Below are 20920 nucleotides of genomic sequence, written 5' to 3' on the forward strand. Positions count from 1 at the left end.
ACTGAGACTGAGCGGCCTTGCGCCGTCAGCACATCAACCTGCCGCAACTTCGCGACAATCTCTTCAGCCGTGTGTCTCTTCCTGGGCATTCTCTCGTCCTCCAAATGGCAAAAAGCCATACATCAGGGAGGACCACTTCAAAGGGGGCAGGCCAACCCACGTCTTAAATCCGCCGTCGCCAAGACATGGATGGCCGGGTCAAGTCCGGCCATGACGTGGAGCTTGTCACACGACGAAGAAGTCGAGGTTTGTGAGCTTCAGGTTCTTATCCAGCGTGGCGATCTGGATCGCCGCCTTCGAACCCGTACCGTCCGCATCGTACCAGAGCGCGCCCTTCTTCTTGTCGTAGATGATCCGGTCATCCGCATCGTGCGCTTTGGTTCCGACATAAAACGCCGCCTTGGCCAGAACGCCCTTCTTGGCAATGCCCTTGAACACGCTTTTCGCCAGGTGGATCGTGTCGTCCACTCGGTTGAAGTCGGTGATGGTGTCGAGATCCGCCCGCTTGTGCGCCGTGTTGGTCTTGGCGAGACGGTTGAACACGAAGATGTCCTGCCCGGCTCCACCCGTCAGCATGTCCTTGCCCGCGTTGCCGGTGAGCCGGTCGTTGCCGCTCTCGCCCGTGAGCGTGTCCGCGCCCGCCGTGCCGATGAGCACCAGCGGGTTGGTCTCGACCACGTTGGTCAGGTCGAGGGTGAAGCTCTTGCTGGTTTTCTCGCCGAACTGGTCCCTGGCCTCGACGCTGATCGTGTATTGGTGCGGACCGGTGTCGTAGTCGAGGGCACGGTTGAGCACGAGGCTGTTGCCCTCGATCCGGAAAGCACCGCCGGCATCGTTGGCGAGAGCATAGCTCACCGCGTCTCCATCCGCATCGACGGATGACAGGGTGGCCACGACGCTGTGAACGGGCGCGGTCTCGGGCAGGAAAGTCTTGGAGAGCGCCACGTTCACGGGCGCGGCGTTCACGAGCGCGACGGCCTGATCGGAGAACTGCAGGACGCGCACGTTCCTGATCTTGTCCGCTCCGTCGCCGCCGCCCGGCAGGTAGGTGACGGTCACATAGCCGTTCGCATCGGGCGCGCTGATCGAATACTGGCTGCGGGTCCCAGTGAACTTGGCGACATCGCTCCCGCCGCCGCCATCGATGGTGTCGTTGCCGGCCCCGCCGGTGAACACCGTCTTGGCGCCGTCGCCGATGAAGTGGTCGGCAAACTTGGTACCGATGAGCGCCTCGATGCTGATATAGGTGTCGGCGCCATAGCCGGAAATAGTGGCGTTATCAGCATTGTTCATCGGGTCGGATAGGTTCGCCATGTTGACGTAGACGCCTAGGCTTTCGTCTTCGACATAGTTGAACACCACCGTGTCGAAGCCATCGCCGCCGCTTAAAGTGTCATCGCCAAAGCCGCCATCCAGCGTGTCGTTGCCATGTCCACCGAAGAGAGAGTCTCCATGGTTTAAGTTGCCGCCTTTGAGAAGATCGTCGCCCCATCCACCATCAAGGGTGTCTCGTCCAGATCCTCCATCGAGAACATTAGCAAGCGAATTACCGGTCAACCGGTCTGCTCCACCGCCGGCGATGACATTCTCAAAATTCAGAAATGTGTCTGTACCATAGCCAGTCGCCTGTGGCGTATTCTGCGATAAATCTATCGTTAGATTAGAGCTAGCAGTATCGAATAAGAGAGAATCGATACCATCACCCGCATCGATAAAATCATTTCCTAGGAATGACTTAAAGGTGTCAGAAAAGACGCCGCCATAGCCAATGTTGTCTCCACCGCCAAGATCTATGAGATCCAAGGCTCGCCCCAACCGACCATCGTAGATATCTTTAACTTCACCGAGCCTTATTTTGTTTTCGATTGTACCGAAGTTGTTGATGATAGTGGCGCCGGCATTGCCACCATTGTTCTTGATTGCAAACGCAGAGAAGGTCGACTTGATCAGCCCATAGTTCGTGATATTCAGAACCGACCCGCCGAGAACGTTAATCGCATCCCAGCCTTGAATGGTGTTGAAATTGAGTATTGTGGCACTTCCCCGAATTTGAACACCAACCCTGCTGTCGGGTGCACCAACAGTACCTGAGTTGACGAGCAGATTCCCACCACTGGAATTATCGACGCCGAGCTGCACGGCACAGTTTCCACCTGTGATCGTCCCGGAGTTGTCGATAGTGCCGTTGGTTCCGAGCTGAATCCCATAATTTGTTCCGGACACCGAGCCTATCACCTGAACCCGATTGCCTGACACTGTGGAGGTTATCCCAATATCGGCATCCAAGCTTCCCGCTGCCGTGACTAAAACGGTGTCCTCCGCAGCAAGCGTTTTCCAGGTTCCTACAACAGTTGTGGGCGTCGAGATTTCATAATTGGCCATGGCAGGTCCCTAAACAAATGTTATATTAATTCACAATTAGCCTGATTTCTCGAAAGCCCCAAGCCCAATCTTACGTTAGATCACTGCCTATCGGGGTCAGTTGTTGAACCACAGATGACGACGGGACGCTCCTAAAGCCGAGTTTTTCCTCTGGATGCTCGGAACGAACAGAACCGCCCCTAGTCAGCCTTTCCCCGTCGTGGCCGGTCTCGTGCCCGCCATCCTGCGTGTGAAGCGCCGCGCTTTTCCCATCGGGATCACCGGCACGAGGCCGGTGATGACGTGGTGGGTGATGTGGAGAGCGTGGTGAGCGAACGTTATGTTCTTACTTTGTTCTTGACAGCGGGCGCAAGCTGAGCTATATCGTTACCCATCCTCACCTGACGAGGGGCGCGCTCGCGAGGCGTCAGCCAGTGTGGGGTGGGGAACGGTCCGGTCGCAGGCCTCGCAATCCTGTGGCCGGAGGCCCTTGGCAGCCATGTGCTGGTCCAAGTCTAAACGCCTAAAAGAACCGTGCGTGACGAGCAGTTCGGCTCTCACACTCATCCTTAGACATCGAGCCGGGCTGCCCATCGCGCCACCCTCGATCGCCTTCGACCTCCGGGCTCTCGCAGCCCGGAGACGAGGGCGCATGCCCTGTCCCTTTTTCATCTCCCATCGACGATTGCCGAAAGATCCTTCCATGACACGCTTTCATCCCACCCTGTCCGAACTGCCCGATTGCGACGATACCCTGCGCCGCCTCGCCGACGTGCTGCAGATGCCGGTCACCTGCCGCAGGAGCCGGTGCCGGCGCAGGGGCTCGTGCCAGGGCGGCTACGGGCCGCCCTGCTATCTGGAGGAGCGCCGGGCCTTCGTGGTGGGCGTGGGCGGGCAGATGCAGGAATACCGGGAGTTCTGGCACGACCGGCACCGGGCGATCCGGGCCGAAGAGCGGCGGCGGTGAGCGAGCCTTCCCTTGCCGTCCCGGCGACGGCGGGAGGAAGAGCCAATGGCCCGTTGCGCCCGCCTCTGCATCGTCAGCGATTATGGATCCCGGGCTCGCCTACGGCGCCCGGGATGACAATGCACGTTTCCCCATCATCCCCGCATATGCGGGGATCGCGGCACGAAGTGCGGTCCTGGCCCATCGAGGTCCCGCGCCCAATTCCCCCTCGGAAAAAGGCTCTAGGCGCATGGCCCTTCGGCCATTATGGTGCGCCGCAATTTCACCCCTCGAGAGCGACGGTCATGGCTGACAAAGGCACACCCCACTTCCACAACGATCCGGGCGTTCCCGTCATTCACGTGGGCTCGAAGGAGTTCATGTGCATCGGCGCGACGCCGCCCTTCGACCATCCCCATATCTTCATCGACATGGGCTCTGACAGCGAGACCGTCTGCTCTTATTGCTCGACGCTGTTCAAGTACGACCCCAGCCTGAAGGCCGACGAGGCCCGCCCGGCCGAGTGCGTGTGGGAGCCCGATTTCGCGACCGATCCCGCCTCGCGCTAACTCGCGTTAAGTGCAGAAACTCTCGATCGCCATCGTCGGCGCCGGCATCGGCGGGCTCACGGCGGCCCTGGCGCTAGCCCGGCAGGGCCATGCGGTCACGCTCGTCGAGCGCCGGACCGGGTTCAGCGAAGTCGGCGCCGGGCTCCAGCTTTCGCCCAATGCCAGCCGGATCCTGCTCGGCCTCGGGTTGGGCGCCGCCCTGCGCCGTGTGGTGACAGAGCCGCAGCGCGTCGTCGTGCGCGCGATCCGCTCGGGCAAGCCCATCGGGCAGATCGCCCTCGGGGCCTTCATGCGCGAGCGCTTCGAGGCCCCCTATTGGGTCGTGCACCGGGCCGATCTCCAGACGGTTCTCCTCGACGCCGTCCGCTCGGAACCGGCGATCCGGCTCGTCATGGGCCGGACTGTCGAGGAGGTGACGGACGGGCCTAATTGCGCCAGCCTGACCTGGACCTCCGCCGGCGGCGCGCGGGAGGGCATCGAGGCCGACCTGATCATCGGGGCCGACGGCGTCTGGTCGAAGGTCCGCCAGGCCCTGGGCGACCGGACGCCCCCGGCCTTTCGCGGCACTATCGCCTGGCGCGCCATCGTCGAGCGCACCCTGGCGCCGGCCGAACTCGCCGGCGACGAGACCGGCCTCTGGCTCGGCTCGCGGGGCCATGTGGTGCATTATCCGATTGCCGGCGGCAGGCTCGTCAACGTGGTGGCGATCCAGAGGAGCCCTGCTCCCGTGGAAGGCTGGGCCGCGCCGGGCAACCGGGACGAGCTTCTCAAGGATTACACCTCGGCCGCCCCTGCCCTGCGCAATCTGCTGTCGCAGCCGCGGGAATGGCTGCGCTGGTCCCTGTTCGACCATCCGGCCGAGCGTCTCGCCAAGGGCCGGATCGCCCTCCTCGGCGACGCCGCCCATCCGGTCCTCCCCTTCCTGGCGCAGGGCGCGGCACTTGCCATCGAGGAGGCGGCCACCCTCGCGGCTCTGCTGGGCCAAGACCAGCAGGACATCGCCCAGGCCCTGTCCGCCTATGAGACGCAGCGCCTCGCACGGGCCCGCCGGGTGCAGAACGAGGCCCGCAGGAACGGGCGCATCTATCATGCGGGCGGCCTCATCGCCTTCGGGCGCAACCAGGTCTTGCGCCATCTCGGGCCCGAGGGCATGACCCGGCGCTACGACTGGCTCTACGGCTTCCGTGCCCCTGCGTAACCCTGGGAGAGTCGAAGCCTTGGCCCTTGCACTCCGGGCCTTGGGTCGATAACCCTCATTCCGATGCGGACGTGGCGAAACCGGTAGACGCAAGGGACTTAAAATCCCTCGGGCTATGCCCGTGCGGGTTCGACCCCCGCCGTCCGCACCACTACAACTCCTACCTTACCTCCAAGGCTTTCCTGTTTGGCTGGAAGAGCGCTTCAGACCTTGTCAGCCTCCTAAGGATTATGTTCCTTAACGCTATTGGTAAATAGGTGGCGTAAGGCGCGGTATTTCCAATCCGTAGATATTTCACGAAATCCATCCATTCCTAGGTTTATTCTGCCAACGCCTTCCGCTAGGTAATCTAATTCCTGGCCCGTAAGTGGCAGGATTTGGGTGCGGCGCTCGTTTGGCGACGAGGGGCGCAATCGGGGGGTAAGATGGCTAATTTTATTGCGTACAACGCAGCGGGCGCTGGCTTCAACATGTCCACGACTGGGGATTCCGGCTGGGCTTATATCGAGGCAGATCCGAATATTCAGACCTCCGTGCGTGATTTCGGTGCCATGGATGCATTTGGGAACAAGTATGTCGAGTACGATGTGGCAGGAAATCCGTACGCCAACTGGATGGGTATGTTATTTTGGACCGATAACTATAACGTCCAAGTCAACTACATGGTTTCCGGATTTGTGGACGCGTCTGGGAACATCACAAAGACCATAGAAATGTCCAATCTAAATCTTTGGACGACATTGTCGGACTTGCAGTACAACGCATGGATGGTACGCCTGAACCAAGGCAACGACACTTTCGAGGGCAACGATTACAACGACGTCATTCGTGCTGGATATGGCAACGACCTTGTCATCGGTTACGCTGGTAATGATACGCTCCTGGGCGACCAGGGCAATGACACGATCAGCGGTGGTCACGGGAACGACATCCTCATCGGCGGCGAAGGCAACGATACCGCAGTCTTCGGTGGCGTCAGCAGCAACTATGTTTTCGCTTTAAACTACGATGGCTCAGTCACCGTCACGGACTTGGTCGGCGGTTGGGGCACCGACATCATTTCGGGTATTGAGGCACTCTCCTTCGCTAACGGCACATTCGGCCTTGCCAGCTTACTCCCGATCAACCCTCCGCCACCTCCAAAACCTGAGAATATCTACGCGGGTGCTGACACTCTGAATGGAACATCGGGCAGCGACACCCTCAGGGGTTATGGCGGCAACGACAAGCTCTATGGGCAAGGCGGCAACGATTTCCTCTATGGTGGGGACGGGAATGACACTCTTTACGGAGGTAAGGGGAAAGATGCGTTTGTGTTCGACACGGCCGCGAACAGTCGCACGAACAAGGATGCCATAAAAGATTTCAATGTCGCCGACGATACCATTCGTTTGGATAAAGCGGTGTTCACGAAGATTGGTGCAAACGGCACCCTCAAGTCAGCAGCCTTTTGGACGAACAACACGGGCAAAGCGCACGACAAGGACGACCGGATTATCTATGACAAGGACAGCGGCGTTCTCTACTACGATGCGGACGGTTCCGGGAAAGGTGCGGCCGTGGCTTTTGCGACCATCTCGAAGAACCTCGGAATGACGAACAAGGACTTCTACGTCATCTAAGGCATCTGAGATGGCTTGAGGAGGCTCCGGAGCTAACCGGAGTCTTTTCTGTTTGAGCTACGGGATGGATTATTCTGCTCTGTCCCTCAGCCGAACAATTGCCGAAAGTCCCTATCCGGCCGCTCTTAAGTTACCCTTCACCATAACTCCTGCCGACACTCTTGATGCGCTAGTCTCCAACGGCATCCTAAATGTCATGAAGGATCCCTACGAGCCTCAGCCGCACCTGCCCAACTACAAAATTCAGCCACGGAGGAACCCGGCCATCCCTAGCGCAAACCAGTTGCTCCCGGCTCGCGCAGCTGAGTGGATCTCGGGCCGCCCGAGATCCGTGAGGAACAAGCGAGGCATCGCTTTTATGAACCCGCCCCGCAGGCTGAGGATCAAAGGGTGGCCGCCTCACTCACTCACCTGAACCAGAACATGCCGCTTCTTTCCGGCCGTCAGCTTCAAGACGCCATCGGCGAGATCGTCCGCACCGATCCGCGCATCCGCATCCTGCACCATCTGTCCGTTGAGCCTTGCCCCACCGTTGAGAACCAGACGGCGCGCCTCGCTCTTGGAACTCGAGCACCCCGCCAGCACGAGAAGCTGTGCGATAGTCACGCCGGCATCGAGCTCCGACCGTGAGAGATCAAGAGTTGGAAGTCCCAACGCGTTCTCTCCTTCCTCGAAGGTGCGCCGCGCGGTGTCGGCCGCGTTGCACGCGGCTTCTTCGCCATGCGCGAGACGGGTCGCCTCATCGGCGAGAACGCGTTTCGCCTCGTTGATCTCGGAGCCTTTCAGCTGCCCCAGACGATGCACCTCGTCGAGTGGCAATTCCGTGAACAGGCGCAGGAAGCGCGCGACATCGTCGTCCTCGGTGTTGCGCCAGAACTGCCAGAACTCGTACGCACTGAGTTTCTCGGCATTGAGCCATACCGCGCCGCTCGCCGTCTTGCCCATCTTGGCCCCGGCCAAGGTGGTGAGCAGCGGCGTCGTCAGCCCGAAGAGCTGGCGCCGGTCGATTCGGCGTGCAAGCTCGATGCCGTTGACGATGTTGCCCCATTGATCGGAGCCGCCCATCTGCAGCACGCAACCGTGATGGCGCGACAGTTCCAGGAAATCGAATGCCTGGAGAACCATGTAGTTGAACTCGAGCAACGTCAGCGGCTGCTCCCGTTCCAGCCGCTGACGCACGCTGTCGAAGCTCAGCATCCGGTTGATTGTGAAGTGCGTGCCGAAATCGCGCAGGAACGGCAGGTAGCGCAGCGGGTCGAGCCATACGGCATTGTCCACCATCACTGCATCGGTCGGCCCGTCGCCGAAGGCGAGGTAGCGGGAAAACACCTGCTTCAATCCTGCGGCATTCGCGGCGATCTGCTCATCGTCGAGCAGCGGCCGGCTCGCATCGCGGAAACTGGGATCACCGATCTGCGTCGTGCCGCCACCGATGAGAACGACGGGCTTGTGACCGGACTTCTGGAGCCAGCGCAGCGTCATGATCTGAACAAGGCTGCCCACGTGGAGACTGTCGGCCGTCGCGTCGAAACCAATGTAGGCCGCCACAGGGCCGCCCGAAAGGCGCGCATCGAGGCCGTCTAGATCCGTGCATTGGTGAACGAAGCCGCGCTCGGCGAGCGCCTTCAGGAAGTCCGATTTCGGGATGGTCATCTTTCTGTCTCCTCGGGATTGGCGGGAGCCGCTGCCCGGAGACCTGATCACCATATGAAGATGCCGCCGGAGAGCGGCGGCATCGAACGTTTGGTCGCAACCGAACGGAGCCGCCCTATGGGGACGGCGTAAAATAGTTCCTGAAAGTGGTGCGACTGGTGATCATGGATGCATCCTTATAACTGAGTGTCGCGATCGTCAATCCGCTCCTGCGCACCGAGATCGGATCGACCAAGGTCATCCTCGGGCCTGCGCGCCTTCGGATCCTGATCCTATCTGAGTATTGTCCTAGCCTTAGGGAGTAATTCGCACCGTTCGCTCGCATTACCCCACCAGAGCCAGCACACACTCCTCCGAGCTCAATAAAATCACGGAATTACCTCCATATAATGGAAATTATGAACTGGCGAGAAGGTATTAGCTCCACATAGAAGGAAGCTATACCGAACCTATTCTGGAATAAAAGTGTTCCCTGCTCAAGAATTGGCCTCGAAAAACAATTCAGTGAGCAGGAGCACTCATGTCAGTTCGTCTATGCGTTGGATTAATCGCCCTCTTATCTTCCACAAGCGCGTTCTCCACAGAATCTACACAGAGAAATACTACGCGCTTTACTTCTTATGAAGCGTACACTGCAGCGGAGGCCCGACAGCCGGCGGCCAGAGGTGCGAGGCGTTCCGCAGCGGCGAATGCGAGGTCCATCGCACCCGCAGCAAGCCGGAGTACTGCTGCTGCGCCGGTTTACACCGAGAACGTGGACGCCTCGTTCCGGCAATATTGCCGGCCCGTCACGATCCGGGGCCTGCTCGGCCCGCGCCAGGTTTGGGAATGCCCGACCGTGCCCAGCGCGCAGTTCGTACCGGGTCTCATCAACACCTATCGCGACAGGGGTGAAAGCCCGCAGGCAAGCGCCAGCCTCAGCAGCCCGGTGACCTCCGGTCCAACCACCGGCGGACCGAGCAATCCGCCCGCCTCCGGCGGCGGCGGCTCAGGTGGAGGCAACAATCCGTCGCAGAGCGGTGGAGGCGGCCAGTCATCCGGCGGTGGCGGATCCAGCCCGGTTGGCGGTACAGGACCAAGCGCAGGTGCCGGTACGTCGCCAGACCAGAGTGGCGGCACAAACAACCCAGGCGGCGGAACCAGTCCCGGTGGTGGGACCAGCCCTGGCGGTGGGACTAACCCAGGTGGTGGCACTAATCCCGGCGGTGGAACCAACCCGGGTGGCGGCACGAATCCCGGTGAAAATCCTGGAGGCGGCCATCACGGAGGTGGTCAGCACGGAGGCGGTCAGCACGGAGGTAACGATGACCATCATGGTGGCCATGGAGGACATCACGGTGGCGGATGGTCGGGGGAGCATGGCGGCAAGCCAGATCGAGACCATCATGGCGGTGGCCGCGGCGGCAGGGGACATGACGGCGATCATCACGGCGGCAAGGACCACAGTGGCAGGGACCACGGCGGCTGGGGATCCGGCGATGACCGTGGAGGGCATCACGGCGGATGGTCCGGCGATCACGGCGGAAAGCCCGATCGCGACGGACATGGCGGCCGGGGTGGCAAAGGCCGCGACGGCGGCGATCATAACGGCGGTAGAGACCACGGCGGGAAAGGAAATGATGGTGGCGGTCGTGGAGGCCACGATGGCGGCTGGTCGGGAGACCATGGCGGCAGGCCGGATCGTGACGATCACGGCGGCCGGGGCGGAAAAGGTCGTGACGGCGGCGATCACAACGGCGGCAAGGACTCTGGCGACCATGGCCGCGGCGGCAAAGGTCCCGAGGGCGATAAGGGATCTGATGGCGGCGGAAAAGACTCCAATAACGGCCAGGGTGGCGAACGCAGTGACGACCGCGGCGGTCGCGACGGAGGCAAAGGGGGTGACCGCGGTGGAAACGGCAGCGGCGGTCAAAGCGGTGGCGGCAACGGCGGCGGCAGGCGCTGACCCCGAGCCGGCCCAATCTCACAATCAAAGGGGCGCTTCGGCGCCCCTTTTCGTTATGGATTCGGTCTTCTCATCAAATCGTCACGGCTTCATGTCGGGCAATCAGAAATAAGCCTTCAGGTTCTTGCGTACCCGTTCCAGCGCCGGCACGTCCCTCAACGGCAAGGAGAAGGTTTGGCCAGTGATGCGTTCAAAGGCATCGATGTAGACCCGCGAGGTCTCCAGCACCACGTCCCGTGGAATCTCAGGGATCTCGTCCTTGTAAGGATCGCAGCGGGCGACGACCCAGGTGCGGATGAAGTCCTTGTCGAAGCTCTCGGGCCGCTCGCCGGCCTCGAAGCGGCTTTGGTAGCTGTCCAGAAACCAGTAACGGCTGCTGTCGGGCGTGTGGATCTCGTCGGCGATCATGATCTTTCCGGTCTCATCGATGCCGAACTCGTACTTGGTATCGACGAGGATCAGGCCGCGCTCGCGGGCCATCTCCCGGCCCTTCGCGAAGAGAGCCAGAGCGTAGTCGGAAACCGTCTTCCATTGCTCCACGCTGAGCAGCCCACGCTCGATGATCTCCTGCGCGGTCAGGGGCTCATCGTGCCCGCCGTCGAAAGCTTTGGTCGTCGGCGTGATGATGGTCTGCGGCAACCTCTCGTTGTCCCGCATGCCGTCGGGCAGGCGGATGCCGTACATCTCGCGCTGGCCCGCCTTATAGAGCGAGAGGATCGAGGTGCCGGTCGTGCCCGCGAGATAATCGCGAACGACGATCTCGACGGGCAGGATGGTGAGCCTGCGGCCGACCAGCACGTTCGGATCCGGGTATTCGATCACGTGGTTGGGACAGATCTCCGCCGTCGCCTCGAACCAGAACTTGGCGGTCTGCGTCAGGACCTGCCCCTTCAGCGGAATGGCCGCGAGGTTTCGGTCGAATGCGCTGATCCGGTCCGAGGCGATGATGATGCGGCGCCCGTCCGGCAGATCGTAGTTGTCGCGCACCTTGCCGCGATAATGGTTCGGCAGTTCCGGAATGGTTGCGTCTTCAAGAACGTAACCGGCATAGGCTCCAAGGGCTGCTTTATCCACCATGCTCACCTGCCAAGGATTATGAGGGCCGCGCTCCGACGGCGTGCTGGCGGAGTTCTAAACCGAAATCCCGTGCATGCTAGGCCCTAACCGCCGAAAAGCAGCACTTTCCCCGGGAACAGCCGGAGCCTTACTGACCTGCCTTAGCGTCCCGGCGAAAGGTCGCGTTGAGGCCCGACAGCGTCACGGAGGTCTCGTAACCCTGGGCGTCGATGATGGTCCATTGCTTGAGGGCATTGGCCCGGCTGTCGAAGCGCAGGGTGATCTTCGAGGTGCCTCCCAGGGTCGCGTTGTCGTCGAACCGGACCGTGACCATTCCGTCACGCCCGACCTGCACGTCACGGACCTTGGTGTCCCGAGACAAGTCGATATTGTCCTGGACCAGGAATTTCAGGGGCGTCTGGCTGACGGGATAGACATCGTTCGTGCCGAGCTTCTTGTCGCGGATCGCCACGTTACGCCCGTCCGAGACCACCTCGAGGGTGCTCGGCGGGGAATAGGCGAAGTGGAACTGGCCCGGGCGGCGCATGGAGAGCGTGCCTTCAGCCTGCTGGCCGTTCGGGTTCTTCTGAACGAAATAAGCCGACATCATGTCGATGCTGTTGAAATAGGCGTTGACCCGGTCGAGGGCCTCCTCGGGGGTGCGCGGCCCGGGAGGCGATGTCGGCGTCGGGGAGGAGGACGGCGCGGCCACCGAGGTCGGAGCGGGCGCGGCAGGTTGGGCTGGGGTAGCGCGGGCAGGCTTGGGCGGCTCCGCCACCTTGGCCGGCGCGGCTGGCTTGGGCGGTTCGGCCGCTGCCTGTACGGGCGCTTCGGGAGCAGGTTTCTGCGGTTCAGGCGCGGCCGGCTTCGCCTCCACCTTCGCGGGAGCTGGCGCAGGCTTCGCTTCGGGTTTCGCCGCCGTCTGCGGCGTGGCCAGAGGCTGTGGTTTTGCGGTTCTTTGAGGCTGCGTCTGAGGCTTTTGGGCTGTCGCGCTCGGCTTAGGGGAGGGCTGCGGACGCGTTTGCGGCTGTGCCTGGGGGCGTGGAGCGGCAGGCGCTGGGGCCGCGACCTGGGGTGCAGCCGGTTGAGGCGCGCTCTCCACCTGAGCCGCCGGCTTCTTGAAAACGCTATCGAGGAAGCGGGTCAGCGGATCTGACGTCTGCTGAGCAGCGGCGGGAGACAGGCACGCGAGGACGACAGCCAAACCGAGAATGCAACGCGAGGAGGAATGGAGCATGACGCCAAAACTAACCTGAAAAACCGCCGGAGCCCGTGCGCAAAAGCACGGCGCAGCAATGCTTTATGGCTCGGATAAGAGGCTGAATGAAGGCAGGAGCCTTGCAGACGAAAGCGAGTCGTGTCCAGAGCGGTCGAGCATTTCGAATGACCTTAAGCGGCATCTGCCATTTCGTCGTCGTCCGCCATGGGGCGGGCGGGCGCAGGCCGAGGCTTGGGTGCCCTCGGACGGGACGGCTGCTTCCTCTTGCCCTTGGCGGGCTTCGCCTTGCCGCTCAGCCCTCTCCACCAGCCCTGCCAGCTCCAGGCCCCGGGGCCCATCAGGCCGTAGAAGAGGAGACCGGCGAGAACGCCGAGATGGGACAGGAATATCGCCTGCTCGGCCTGGCGGTTCAAGCCGCCATAGTCCCAGAATCGATGCATGGTCCCCGTCGTCACCACCAGGGCGGCAATGAGGACGGAGGCGCTCAGGCGCGGCGCGAAGCCGACGATGAGAGCCAGAGGCCCGAACACCTCGGCCAGAACGATCAGGGTCGCCACCACGTCCCCATAAGGCATACCCTTCAGGGTCAGCGTGGCGGCAAGTCCGGACACGTTCGACAGACGTCCGATGGCGACCGGCAGGAAGCAGCCTGCCAGCAGCAGGCGGCTTAGCAGCAGAATTCCATTGATGCCCGCTCCCCTGCCCTCGCCCATGCCGTTGTCCTCCTGCTCGCCGGTTCCTCTGACGCCGGGAATCGTCCCGGCGCCTGACGAGCATTTGAGGCAGAGGTTCTTAACCCGCCCTTATCGGGAGCCGGCAATCCACCGGACTTCAGAGCTTCAGGTTCCGCTCCCGCAGCATGCTTTCCCATCGCAACGAGTGATCCACGATCATGGCGAGGTCGTCGTGGCGCGGCTCCCAGCCGAGCTTTGAGCGGATGCGGGTCGAATCGGCCACGATGCTCACCGGATCGCCCGCCCGCCGCGCCCCGATCCGAGCCTCGACCGGCTTGCCGGACACCTTGCGCACGGTGTCGATGACCTCGGACACGGAATAGCCGTGCCCATAGCCGCAGTTCATGACGAGGCTCTCGCCCCCTTTATCGAGGTGGTTCAGCGCCTGCACATGGGCCGAAATCAGGTCGCTCACATGGATGTAATCGCGAATGCAGGTGCCGTCCGGCGTCGGATAATCCGTGCCGTAGACCTCCATATGGGAGCGCATGCCGAGCGCCGTCTGCACGGCCACCTTGATCAGATGAGTGGCATTCGCCGTCGACTGGCCATGGCGCATCAGCGGGTCTGCTCCCGCAACGTTGAAGTAGCGTAGGACCACATAGCGCATATCATGGGCCGCCGCGACGTCGCGCAGCATGATCTCCGTCAGCTGCTTCGAGCTGCCGTAAGGCGACAGGGGTCCCAAGGGAGCATTCTCGTCGATGGGCTTGTCGGAGGTGTCGCCGTAGACGGCCGCCGTCGACGAGAACACGAACTTCTTGACGCCGGCCGCAACGGCCGCCGCCATGAGGGAGCGGCTTTTGACGGTGTTGTTCAGATAGTATCCCAAGGGGTCGGAAACGGATTCCGGCACGATAAGCTTGGCGGCGAAATGGGCGATGGCGTCGACCCGATACTGCTGGAGTGTGCGAAGAACGAGTTCGAAATCGCCCACATCGCCGACGACAAGCGGCACCCCTTCCGGCACCGACCAGCGAAAACCCGTCGACAGATTGTCGAACACAATCGGATTGTGGCCCGCGTCGAGCAGCGCGAGCACCATATGGCCGCCGATATATCCTGCTCCGCCTGTGACGAGAACGTTCATGAAATCTCCTGGAAGCCCAGCTCGAATGTCCACCATGCTGGCTTTATCAGTTCAAAGTTTCTAGATCGAGGTGATCCCGATGACAGGAAGGCTAGGGCATCAGGCGGAAAAGTGTATCGGGCTTCTCGCTGACGCAACCTTCGTGCCGGTCCAAATGATGCGTCGGTCAGGGAAAACGAGCATCAGGCCCAAAGGTAGCTTCCACCTTTGGGCCTGATGATCCGATGATCTGCTAGTGAAAGAGTGCAGGATGGATGATCGCAGGGAATATTGGTGGGTCAGCTATGATTCCAGAATCCAGCCTGCCGAAGTCGACTTCGTCGGGGGCATCCCCGTAAGCTTCAGGTTCATCGGCATGGGCGGCACCATCACCGCCATCTCGGCCGAACTGATCGAGCGGCTGCCGGCTCCTCCGGTCCCCGTCATACGCCCATCCGCGCCCCAGCCGACCGCCGCCCAACCGCAGCGGCGCGGCTCCTGGCTCTGGTTCATCGGTATTCTTCTATTGATCCTCGTCGCCCAATGCTCGGGCCCGCTTTTCGATCTCATCAAATGACGCGGGATAAAGCCGCGTCATCCCATGCGGATAAGGGCAGCATCATCGTACGGCCGCGAGCCGCACCGGTTCACGGCTGAGAGGTTGCTCGATGCGCTGGCTCAGTACGGCCGAGAGCTGCCCGGCGGCCTTCGACGCCCGCTCGCGCACGGCGGCATCCACGAGGGTACCGTCGATGAAATTGCTCTCGCTCGCATAGACGGCTATCGGGATGGTAAGCGCCTCGAAGAAGCCGAAGAGCGGGCGTAGATAATGCTCGACCACCAGCGCGTGGCGTAGCCCCCCGCCCGTGGCGGTCAGCAGCACGGGCACGTCCTTCAGGGCATCGGGCTCGACAAGGTCGAAGAGGTGCTTGAACAGGCCCGTATAGGATCCCTTGAAGACTGGCGTTCCGACGATCAGGGCATCGGCGGTTTCGATGTCCCTGAGGACGCGCACAGCCTCCGGAGACAACTGCGCGCGCGAATAGGCGCCGCCGAGACCTGCCCCGATTTCCACCAGGTCATGGACGACGAAATCGACCGGCTTCGACCGCCCGACCTCGGCTCCGATAGCTTCGACGAGAGATCGAGTCTTGGAAGGACGGCGAAAGCTGCCGGCGATGCCGACAATACGAGGGGGCGCCATGGAGAACCCTTTCTGATGCGATGAAGCGAGGTATCGGCTTTACGGCGCACGGATTTACCCGGTGCCAACCTGCCTCTGCCATGGAAGTCGTCGAAGGTTCTCCCGTCGAATCCGCTCTGTCAATTCGAATGTTCTTTTAAACGAACAGAAAAGAAGGATTTTCTCTTTTAGGCCCCATCGGGAGATGCCGATTGCGGGAAGCGCTTACTGCCGGTCGCGACTGTCGAAGCCATGAAGCCCTTGGGACCAAAGGTATTGGATAGCCGTTGAGGAATGAGAACGGCGGGTGACAATCCTTCTGAGGATCTGTAAGGACAATCCTGTTTCACATCAAAAAAGAAACAAATAATATATTTCACATCAGAAAGACGCAAAATGGCGGCCCATGGAGCCCTGGATCTGATCGGCAAAACTCCCCTCGTCGAGGTGACGAGTCTGGATACCGGTCCATGCAAGCTCTTCCTCAAGCTTGAGAGTGCCAATCCGAGCGGTTCGATCAAGGACCGTCCTGCCCGCGCCATGATCGAGGCGGCGGAAGCCGACGGGCGCCTGAAGCCAGGTGGGACCATCATCGAAGCGACGGCGGGCAATACAGGCGTCGGTCTGGCCCTGGTCGGCGCCAGCAAGGGCTATCGCACGCTCCTCGTGGTGCCGGACAAGATGTCCCGGGAGAAGGTTCTCCACGCCAAGGCTCTAGGCGCCGAAGTCGTCATCACGCGTTCCGATGTGGGCAAGGGTCACCCGGATTATTACCAGGACCTGGCTCAGGCGATCACCAGCAGGACGGCGGGCGCCGTCTACATCAACCAGTTCGAGAACCCGGCCAACCCGGCCGCCCATGAGGCGAGCACCGGCCCCGAGATCCTGGAGGGCATGGACGGCGACGTGGATGCCGTCGTGGTCGGTGTCGGCTCGGGCGGCACTCTTACCGGCATTGGCCGCTATCTCCAGAAAGCCTCGCCCAAGACCGTGATGGTCCTGGCCGATCCGGCGGGCTCGATCCTCGCGCCGCTCGTCGAGACGGGCGAGATGACCGAGGCAGGCTCCTGGGCCGTCGAGGGTATCGGCGAGGACTTCGTGCCCCCGAACTGCGATCTCTCTTTGGTGAAGAAGGCCTATTCGATCAGCGACAAGGAGAGCTTCTCCGCCGCACGCGAACTGCTCCGCAAGGAAGGCATCCTGGCCGGTTCCTCCTCGGGCACTCTTCTGGCGGCAGCCCTGCGTTATTGCCGCGAGCAGACCGAGCCGAAGCGGGTCGTCACCCTCGTCTGCGATACCGGCGCCAAATACCTGTCGAAAGTGTTCAACGATGCCTTCATCGCGCAGGAGGGCTGGCTCGACCGCAAGGTAACCGGCACCGCGCGCGATGTGGTCATCAACCCCTTCGGCGAGGGCGCGACCATTTTCGTTTCGCCCAACGAGACCCTGCGCTCCGCCTTTGCCCGCATGCGCTCCTCCGACATCTCGCAGCTGCCGGTGATCGACGATGGCCACGTGGTCGGCCTGATCGACGAGAGCGACATTCTGGATGCGCTGGTCGCCCATGAAGGCGCTCCCCAGAGCGTCTTCGACAAGCCGGTGCGCGACGTGATGGTGACGCGTCTTCAAACGATCTCCGCCGATGCTCCGGTCAAGGAGCTTCTCCCTCTCTTCGCTGCCGGTCTCGTACCGGTGATCATGGATGGCGCTTCCTTCGTCGGCCTCGTCACCCGCATCGACCTCATCAACTTCTATCGGATCCACCCATAATGACTGTCCGCAACCAGCTCGATTTCGCCACCCGCTGCATCCATGCAGGCCAGTCGCCGGATCCCACCACGGGCGCGGTGATGATGCCGATCTACGCCACCTCGACCTTCGCGCAGGAAAGCCCCGGCGTTCACAAGGGCTTCGAATATGCCCGCTCGCAGAACCCGACCCGCATGGCCTTCGAGCGCTGCATCGCGGATCTGGAAGGGGGCAGCGCGGCCTTCGCATTCTCGTCCGGCTTGGCGGCGAGCGCCACCGTGCTCGACATGCTGGAGCACGGCTCTCACATCGTCGCCTCCGACGATCTCTACGGCGGCACCCGCCGCCTCTTCGAGCGTGTGCGCAGGAAGTCGGCCGGGCTCGACATCACCTATGTCGATCTGGGAAACCCCGACGCCGTGAAGGCGGCTTTGCGCCCCAACACCAAGCTCGTCTGGGTCGAGACCCCCACCAATCCGCTCCTGAAGCTCGCCGACCTTGAGGCGATTGCCGCGGCAACGCGCGGGCACGGCACCTGGCTCGTGGCCGATAACACCTTCGCCAGCCCCTATGTGCAGCGCCCGCTCGAATTCGGCTTCGACATCGTGGTGCATTCCACCACGAAATACCTCAACGGCCATTCCGACATGGTCGGCGGCGTGGTGATCGTCGGCCAGAACCAGGAAATTCGCGAGAAGATCGCCTTCCTGCAGAACGCGGTCGGTTCCGTGTCCGGCCCGTTCGACAGCTTCCTGGCCCTGCGCGGTCTGAAGACACTGTCCCTGCGCATGGAGCGGCATTGCACCTCGGCGCTTAAGATTGCCCAGTTCCTCGAATCCCATCCGGGCGTTGACGGCGTGATCTATCCGGGCCTCGCCTCGCATCCGCAGCATGACCTGGCCAAGCGCCAGATGCGCGGCTTCGGCGGCATCATCACGGCCCGCATCGCGGGCGGCCTCGACGGCGCGACGCGTTTCCTCGAGCGCTGCCAGCTCTTCACGCTGGCGGAAAGCCTCGGTGGCGTGGAAAGCCTGATCGAGCATCCGGCGATCATGACCCACGCCTCCGTGCCGGCGGAGGTCCGCGCCGAGCTCGGCATCGATGACGGCCTCGTGCGCCTGTCGGTCGGCATCGAGGATGCGGACGATCTGATCGACGACCTGCGTTCCGCCTTGGCTTGAGCGCCATCAAGAGGGGTTTCCCCTCCTTGTCATCACCGGCCTTGTGCCGGTGATCTCGACCGGAAAAGGTGCACCGGAATGACAGTCCGGGGCTGTGAAGCGGAACCCGACCCGAAGGGCCGCGCCGAAGGCGTGAAAACCTATAACCGTTGCGACCAAGGAATGGCGAGCAGCGTTACAACTCTTCCGGTAACGCTAGTGCTATGGGTTCCGGGTTCTCGCTTACGCTCGCCCCGGAATGACAGTTGGAGCTGAACCTATCGTTCACCTGAAAGCGACAAGTCCCCTCACGCAACCGGCGAGAACCGCCCGACAAGCTGATGACGGTCGCCCGGATAGGTGATGCGCGCCTCGGTCACGAAGGCGCCCGCCTGCCATGTCCTGCGCTCCAGGACGAGGCAGGCGATTCCCGTTTGAATCTGCAACCGCTTCGCCATGGTACTATCGGCATTGACTGCCCGCACGATATGCTCCGCATCCGTCCACGGCACGCGCCGCAGAAGCCATGTGCCAGGAGGATCATCCGTGAACGGCTCCTCGCCAGCTTCAGGCACCGTGGCGAGGTTGATCAGTCGCTGCTCGAAAGCCTGCGGCACGTCATCCATGACGTGAAGCGTCGAGAGGCACAGCATCTTCGTCCCCACCGGTAAACCGATCCGTTGCGCGGCGGGGGCATCAATCGGCTCGACGGCGCGATGCAGGATCTTGAAGTGGTAGTCGATGCCTGCGCGGGCCGCCTCGAGAGCGAAATCCTGGATCTGGAGCACGGCCTGCTGATTGCTCGGCTCCGCCACCACCGTCCCTGCGCGGCGGCGACGGGTGATGAGGCCATTGGCCGCGAGCGTCGAGAGCACCTTGTTCACGGTCATGCGCGAACAGCCGTATTCAGCCATCAGCTCATGCTCATAGGGAATACGGTGACCCGGCGACCACTCGCCGGACATGATCTTGGCTTCGATATCGTCACGGATGCGCTGATACAGATGTTTCATGCCGGACGACATTTCTCTCAAGACAGAATGCGAGCCATAGCGCGTGAGTAGCGGGCGCGGATCGCCTCGCGGTTCAAATGTCTGCCATTCCTTACCACGGCCTTGCCCGCCACGAACACTGTATCGATGGCGCTCGTTCCCGCGACGAACACGTAAGAGTCGATCCAGCGGTCTCCCGACACGGCGGCGAGATCCGGATGGTTAGCATCAAGCACAACGAAATCCGCGCGATGCCCTGCTTCGATCGCACCAATGCGGCGACCCAGTGCTTGGGCGCCACCCGCCAGTGCCTTGTCGTAGAGACTGCGTCCGGTCGATTGGCCCTCCCGCTCGGCCAGGACATTACGAGCACGGTGTTTGAGGCGCTGGCTGTACTCGAACTGCTTGAGTTCCGCAGGCGCGGAAATCTCGATGTTGGAATCGGACCCGACCCCGAAACGGCCTTTGGCGGCAAGGTAATCAGCCCCTTCGAAAATGCCGTCGCCGAGATTGGCCTCCGTGATCGGGCATAGACCCGCCACCGCATTGCTGGCCGCCATGCCTTTGGCCTCCTGCTCATCGAGATGGGTCGCGTGGATCAGGCACCAGCGTTGATCCACGGATGCATGATCGAGCAGCCATGCGACCGGTCGTTGTCTCGACCATGCGAGGCAATCCTCGACTTCCTTCACCTGCTCGGCGATATGGATATGGATCGGTCCCTCGCCTGCCAGTGTGACGATCTCACGGAGGCTCTCGGGGGTGACGGCGCGCAGGCTGTGCGGCGCGATGCCGACGGCGGCATCGTCCGGGCTGGCGATAGCCTTGCGGGCACCTTCGAGAAGGCGGGCATAGCTATCGATATCATTGATGAACCGCCGCTGCCCTTCGGTCGGCGCAGCACCGCCGAAGCCGCCCTGAGCATAGAAGACCGGCAGGAGCGTCAGCCCCATGCCGGTTTGCTGCGCGGCGGCTGCGATGCGACCGGAGAGTTCCGCGATGTCGGCATAGGCGCGACCGTCCGCATCGTGGTGCAGGTAGTGGAACTCGGCGAGCGCCGTGAAGCCGCCCTCGAGCATCTCCATCATCGCGAAGGCCGCGATGGCTTCCACATCGTCCGGCGTGAGCGATCCGAGAAACCGGTACATCACCTGCCGCCAGGTCCAGAAGCTGTCTCCTTCCGGTCCCCGGGTTTCGGCAAGTCCCGCCATGCCCCGTTGGAACGTGTGACTGTGCAGGTTCGGCAATCCGGGAAGCGTGATTCCGGCAACTCGCTCGCGACCCTCTGAGGTGGCATCGGGCTGGATGGCGGCAATCGCTCCGCCTTCGATGTCGAGCCCGACATTCTCCGCCCAGCCATGCGGCAACAGAGCGTGGTCGAGAATGAGCCTGCGCATGCGGACACCTTCACTGTTACGGGCCTGAAACGAAGGCCGCCAAAAAGCCATGCCGACGCCGGACCAT

Annotated in this window: 17 protein-coding genes and 1 tRNA gene; 9 read left to right on the top strand and 9 right to left on the bottom strand. The window is 62.0% G+C overall.

Annotated features, from left to right (window positions below):
• Positions 1 to 225 precede the first annotated feature (225 nt).
• A complete protein-coding gene (locus AB4097_RS16005) occupies positions 226 to 2382 on the bottom strand; it encodes a cadherin domain-containing protein (RefSeq protein ID WP_442041282.1) in 2157 nt (718 codons plus the stop codon).
• A gap of 682 nt (positions 2383 to 3064) precedes the next feature.
• On the opposite strand from AB4097_RS16005, the gene AB4097_RS16010 reads away from it, so the two are divergent.
• From AB4097_RS16010 to AB4097_RS16030, 5 genes are all read left to right on the top strand, one after another.
• Positions 3065 to 3328: a hypothetical protein gene (locus tag AB4097_RS16010; protein ID WP_442041284.1), complete on the top strand. Its 264-nt coding sequence runs from the start codon at positions 3065 to 3067 to the stop codon at positions 3326 to 3328.
• A 284-nt stretch (positions 3329 to 3612) separates the two neighbouring features.
• On the top strand, positions 3613 to 3876 hold the full coding sequence (locus AB4097_RS16015) for a zinc-finger domain-containing protein (protein WP_442041286.1): 264 nt from the start codon (positions 3613 to 3615) through the stop codon (positions 3874 to 3876).
• A 10-nt stretch (positions 3877 to 3886) separates the two neighbouring features.
• Entirely contained in the window at positions 3887 to 5074 is a 1188-nt protein-coding gene (locus AB4097_RS16020; RefSeq protein ID WP_442041288.1) for an FAD-dependent oxidoreductase, read from the top strand.
• Between the two features lie 65 nt (positions 5075 to 5139).
• Positions 5140 to 5225: transfer RNA gene (locus AB4097_RS16025), tRNA-Leu, on the top strand.
• Positions 5226 to 5499: 274 nt separating this feature from the next.
• Positions 5500 to 6696 (top strand): calcium-binding protein, encoded by a 1197-nt coding sequence (locus AB4097_RS16030; RefSeq protein WP_442041290.1) that lies wholly within the window; start codon positions 5500 to 5502, stop codon positions 6694 to 6696.
• A gap of 399 nt (positions 6697 to 7095) precedes the next feature.
• Here the strand turns inward: AB4097_RS16030 and tyrS are convergent, their stop codons facing one another.
• Positions 7096 to 8349, bottom strand: coding sequence for a tyrosine--tRNA ligase (gene tyrS, locus AB4097_RS16035; protein ID WP_442041293.1), 1254 nt, complete (start codon positions 8347 to 8349; stop codon positions 7096 to 7098).
• A gap of 1109 nt (positions 8350 to 9458) precedes the next feature.
• On the opposite strand from tyrS, the gene AB4097_RS16040 reads away from it, so the two are divergent.
• A complete protein-coding gene (locus AB4097_RS16040; protein WP_442041295.1) occupies positions 9459 to 10406 on the top strand; it encodes a hypothetical protein in 948 nt (315 codons plus the stop codon).
• On the opposite strand, the gene AB4097_RS16045 is transcribed toward AB4097_RS16040, so the two are convergent.
• From AB4097_RS16045 to galE, 4 genes are all read right to left on the bottom strand, one after another.
• Positions 10397 to 11371, bottom strand: coding sequence for a phosphoribosylaminoimidazolesuccinocarboxamide synthase (locus tag AB4097_RS16045; protein ID WP_442041297.1), 975 nt, complete (start codon positions 11369 to 11371; stop codon positions 10397 to 10399). The genes AB4097_RS16040 and AB4097_RS16045 overlap by 10 nt on opposite strands.
• A gap of 127 nt (positions 11372 to 11498) precedes the next feature.
• The gene (locus AB4097_RS16050; RefSeq protein ID WP_442041299.1) at positions 11499 to 12587 is read right to left on the bottom strand and encodes an outer-membrane lipoprotein carrier protein LolA; all 1089 of its coding nucleotides are present in this window, start codon (positions 12585 to 12587) and stop codon (positions 11499 to 11501) included.
• Positions 12588 to 12739: 152 nt separating this feature from the next.
• Positions 12740 to 13282, bottom strand: coding sequence for a DoxX family protein (locus AB4097_RS16055; RefSeq protein ID WP_442041301.1), 543 nt, complete (start codon positions 13280 to 13282; stop codon positions 12740 to 12742).
• 118 nt (positions 13283 to 13400) lie between these two features.
• Positions 13401 to 14393, bottom strand: coding sequence for a UDP-glucose 4-epimerase GalE (gene galE, locus AB4097_RS16060; RefSeq protein WP_442041303.1), 993 nt, complete (start codon positions 14391 to 14393; stop codon positions 13401 to 13403).
• Between the two features lie 250 nt (positions 14394 to 14643).
• Between galE and AB4097_RS16065 the strand changes: the two genes are divergently transcribed.
• A complete protein-coding gene (locus AB4097_RS16065; protein WP_442041305.1) occupies positions 14644 to 14949 on the top strand; it encodes a hypothetical protein in 306 nt (101 codons plus the stop codon).
• A gap of 42 nt (positions 14950 to 14991) precedes the next feature.
• Here the strand turns inward: AB4097_RS16065 and msuE are convergent, their stop codons facing one another.
• Positions 14992 to 15576 carry an FMN reductase gene (msuE, locus tag AB4097_RS16070; protein WP_442041307.1) on the bottom strand — a complete coding sequence of 195 codons (585 nt, stop codon included), beginning with the start codon at positions 15574 to 15576 and terminating at the stop codon, positions 14992 to 14994.
• A gap of 375 nt (positions 15577 to 15951) precedes the next feature.
• On the opposite strand from msuE, the gene AB4097_RS16075 reads away from it, so the two are divergent.
• Both AB4097_RS16075 and AB4097_RS16080 read left to right on the top strand, forming a co-directional pair.
• Entirely contained in the window at positions 15952 to 17325 is a 1374-nt protein-coding gene (locus AB4097_RS16075; protein WP_442041309.1) for a pyridoxal-phosphate dependent enzyme, read from the top strand.
• Positions 17325 to 18485 (top strand): cystathionine gamma-synthase, encoded by a 1161-nt coding sequence (locus AB4097_RS16080; RefSeq protein WP_442041311.1) that lies wholly within the window; start codon positions 17325 to 17327, stop codon positions 18483 to 18485. The genes AB4097_RS16075 and AB4097_RS16080 overlap by 1 nt, the downstream gene beginning before the upstream one ends.
• 287 nt (positions 18486 to 18772) lie before the next feature.
• On the opposite strand, the gene hutC is transcribed toward AB4097_RS16080, so the two are convergent.
• Positions 18773 to 19477, bottom strand: coding sequence for a histidine utilization repressor (gene hutC, locus AB4097_RS16085; RefSeq protein WP_442041313.1), 705 nt, complete (start codon positions 19475 to 19477; stop codon positions 18773 to 18775).
• Between the two features lie 17 nt (positions 19478 to 19494).
• Entirely contained in the window at positions 19495 to 20853 is a 1359-nt protein-coding gene (locus tag AB4097_RS16090; protein ID WP_442041315.1) for a formimidoylglutamate deiminase, read from the bottom strand.
• Positions 20854 to 20920: the final 67 nt, after the last annotated feature.

This window comes from Microvirga sp. 2MCAF35, from assembly GCF_052115545.1.
Lineage (GTDB): Bacteria > Pseudomonadota > Alphaproteobacteria > Rhizobiales > Beijerinckiaceae > Microvirga.

Excerpts from the sequence above, each read along its gene's own strand:
- AB4097_RS16005 (WP_442041282.1), bottom strand. The coding sequence starts at position 2,382 with ATGGCCAATTATGAAATCTCGACGCCCACAACTGTTGTAGGAACCTGG.
- AB4097_RS16010 (WP_442041284.1), top strand. The coding sequence starts at position 3,065 with ATGACACGCTTTCATCCCACCCTGTCCGAACTGCCCGATTGCGACGAT.
- AB4097_RS16015 (WP_442041286.1), top strand. The coding sequence starts at position 3,613 with ATGGCTGACAAAGGCACACCCCACTTCCACAACGATCCGGGCGTTCCC.
- AB4097_RS16030 (WP_442041290.1), top strand. The coding sequence starts at position 5,500 with ATGGCTAATTTTATTGCGTACAACGCAGCGGGCGCTGGCTTCAACATG.
- tyrS (WP_442041293.1), bottom strand. The coding sequence starts at position 8,349 with ATGACCATCCCGAAATCGGACTTCCTGAAGGCGCTCGCCGAGCGCGGC.
- AB4097_RS16045 (WP_442041297.1), bottom strand. The coding sequence starts at position 11,371 with ATGGTGGATAAAGCAGCCCTTGGAGCCTATGCCGGTTACGTTCTTGAA.
- AB4097_RS16050 (WP_442041299.1), bottom strand. The coding sequence starts at position 12,587 with ATGCTCCATTCCTCCTCGCGTTGCATTCTCGGTTTGGCTGTCGTCCTC.
- AB4097_RS16055 (WP_442041301.1), bottom strand. The coding sequence starts at position 13,282 with ATGGGCGAGGGCAGGGGAGCGGGCATCAATGGAATTCTGCTGCTAAGC.
- galE (WP_442041303.1), bottom strand. The coding sequence starts at position 14,393 with ATGAACGTTCTCGTCACAGGCGGAGCAGGATATATCGGCGGCCATATG.
- AB4097_RS16065 (WP_442041305.1), top strand. The coding sequence starts at position 14,644 with ATGGATGATCGCAGGGAATATTGGTGGGTCAGCTATGATTCCAGAATC.
- msuE (WP_442041307.1), bottom strand. The coding sequence starts at position 15,576 with ATGGCGCCCCCTCGTATTGTCGGCATCGCCGGCAGCTTTCGCCGTCCT.
- AB4097_RS16075 (WP_442041309.1), top strand. The coding sequence starts at position 15,952 with ATGGCGGCCCATGGAGCCCTGGATCTGATCGGCAAAACTCCCCTCGTC.
- AB4097_RS16080 (WP_442041311.1), top strand. The coding sequence starts at position 17,325 with ATGACTGTCCGCAACCAGCTCGATTTCGCCACCCGCTGCATCCATGCA.
- hutC (WP_442041313.1), bottom strand. The coding sequence starts at position 19,477 with ATGAAACATCTGTATCAGCGCATCCGTGACGATATCGAAGCCAAGATC.
- AB4097_RS16090 (WP_442041315.1), bottom strand. The coding sequence starts at position 20,853 with ATGCGCAGGCTCATTCTCGACCACGCTCTGTTGCCGCATGGCTGGGCG.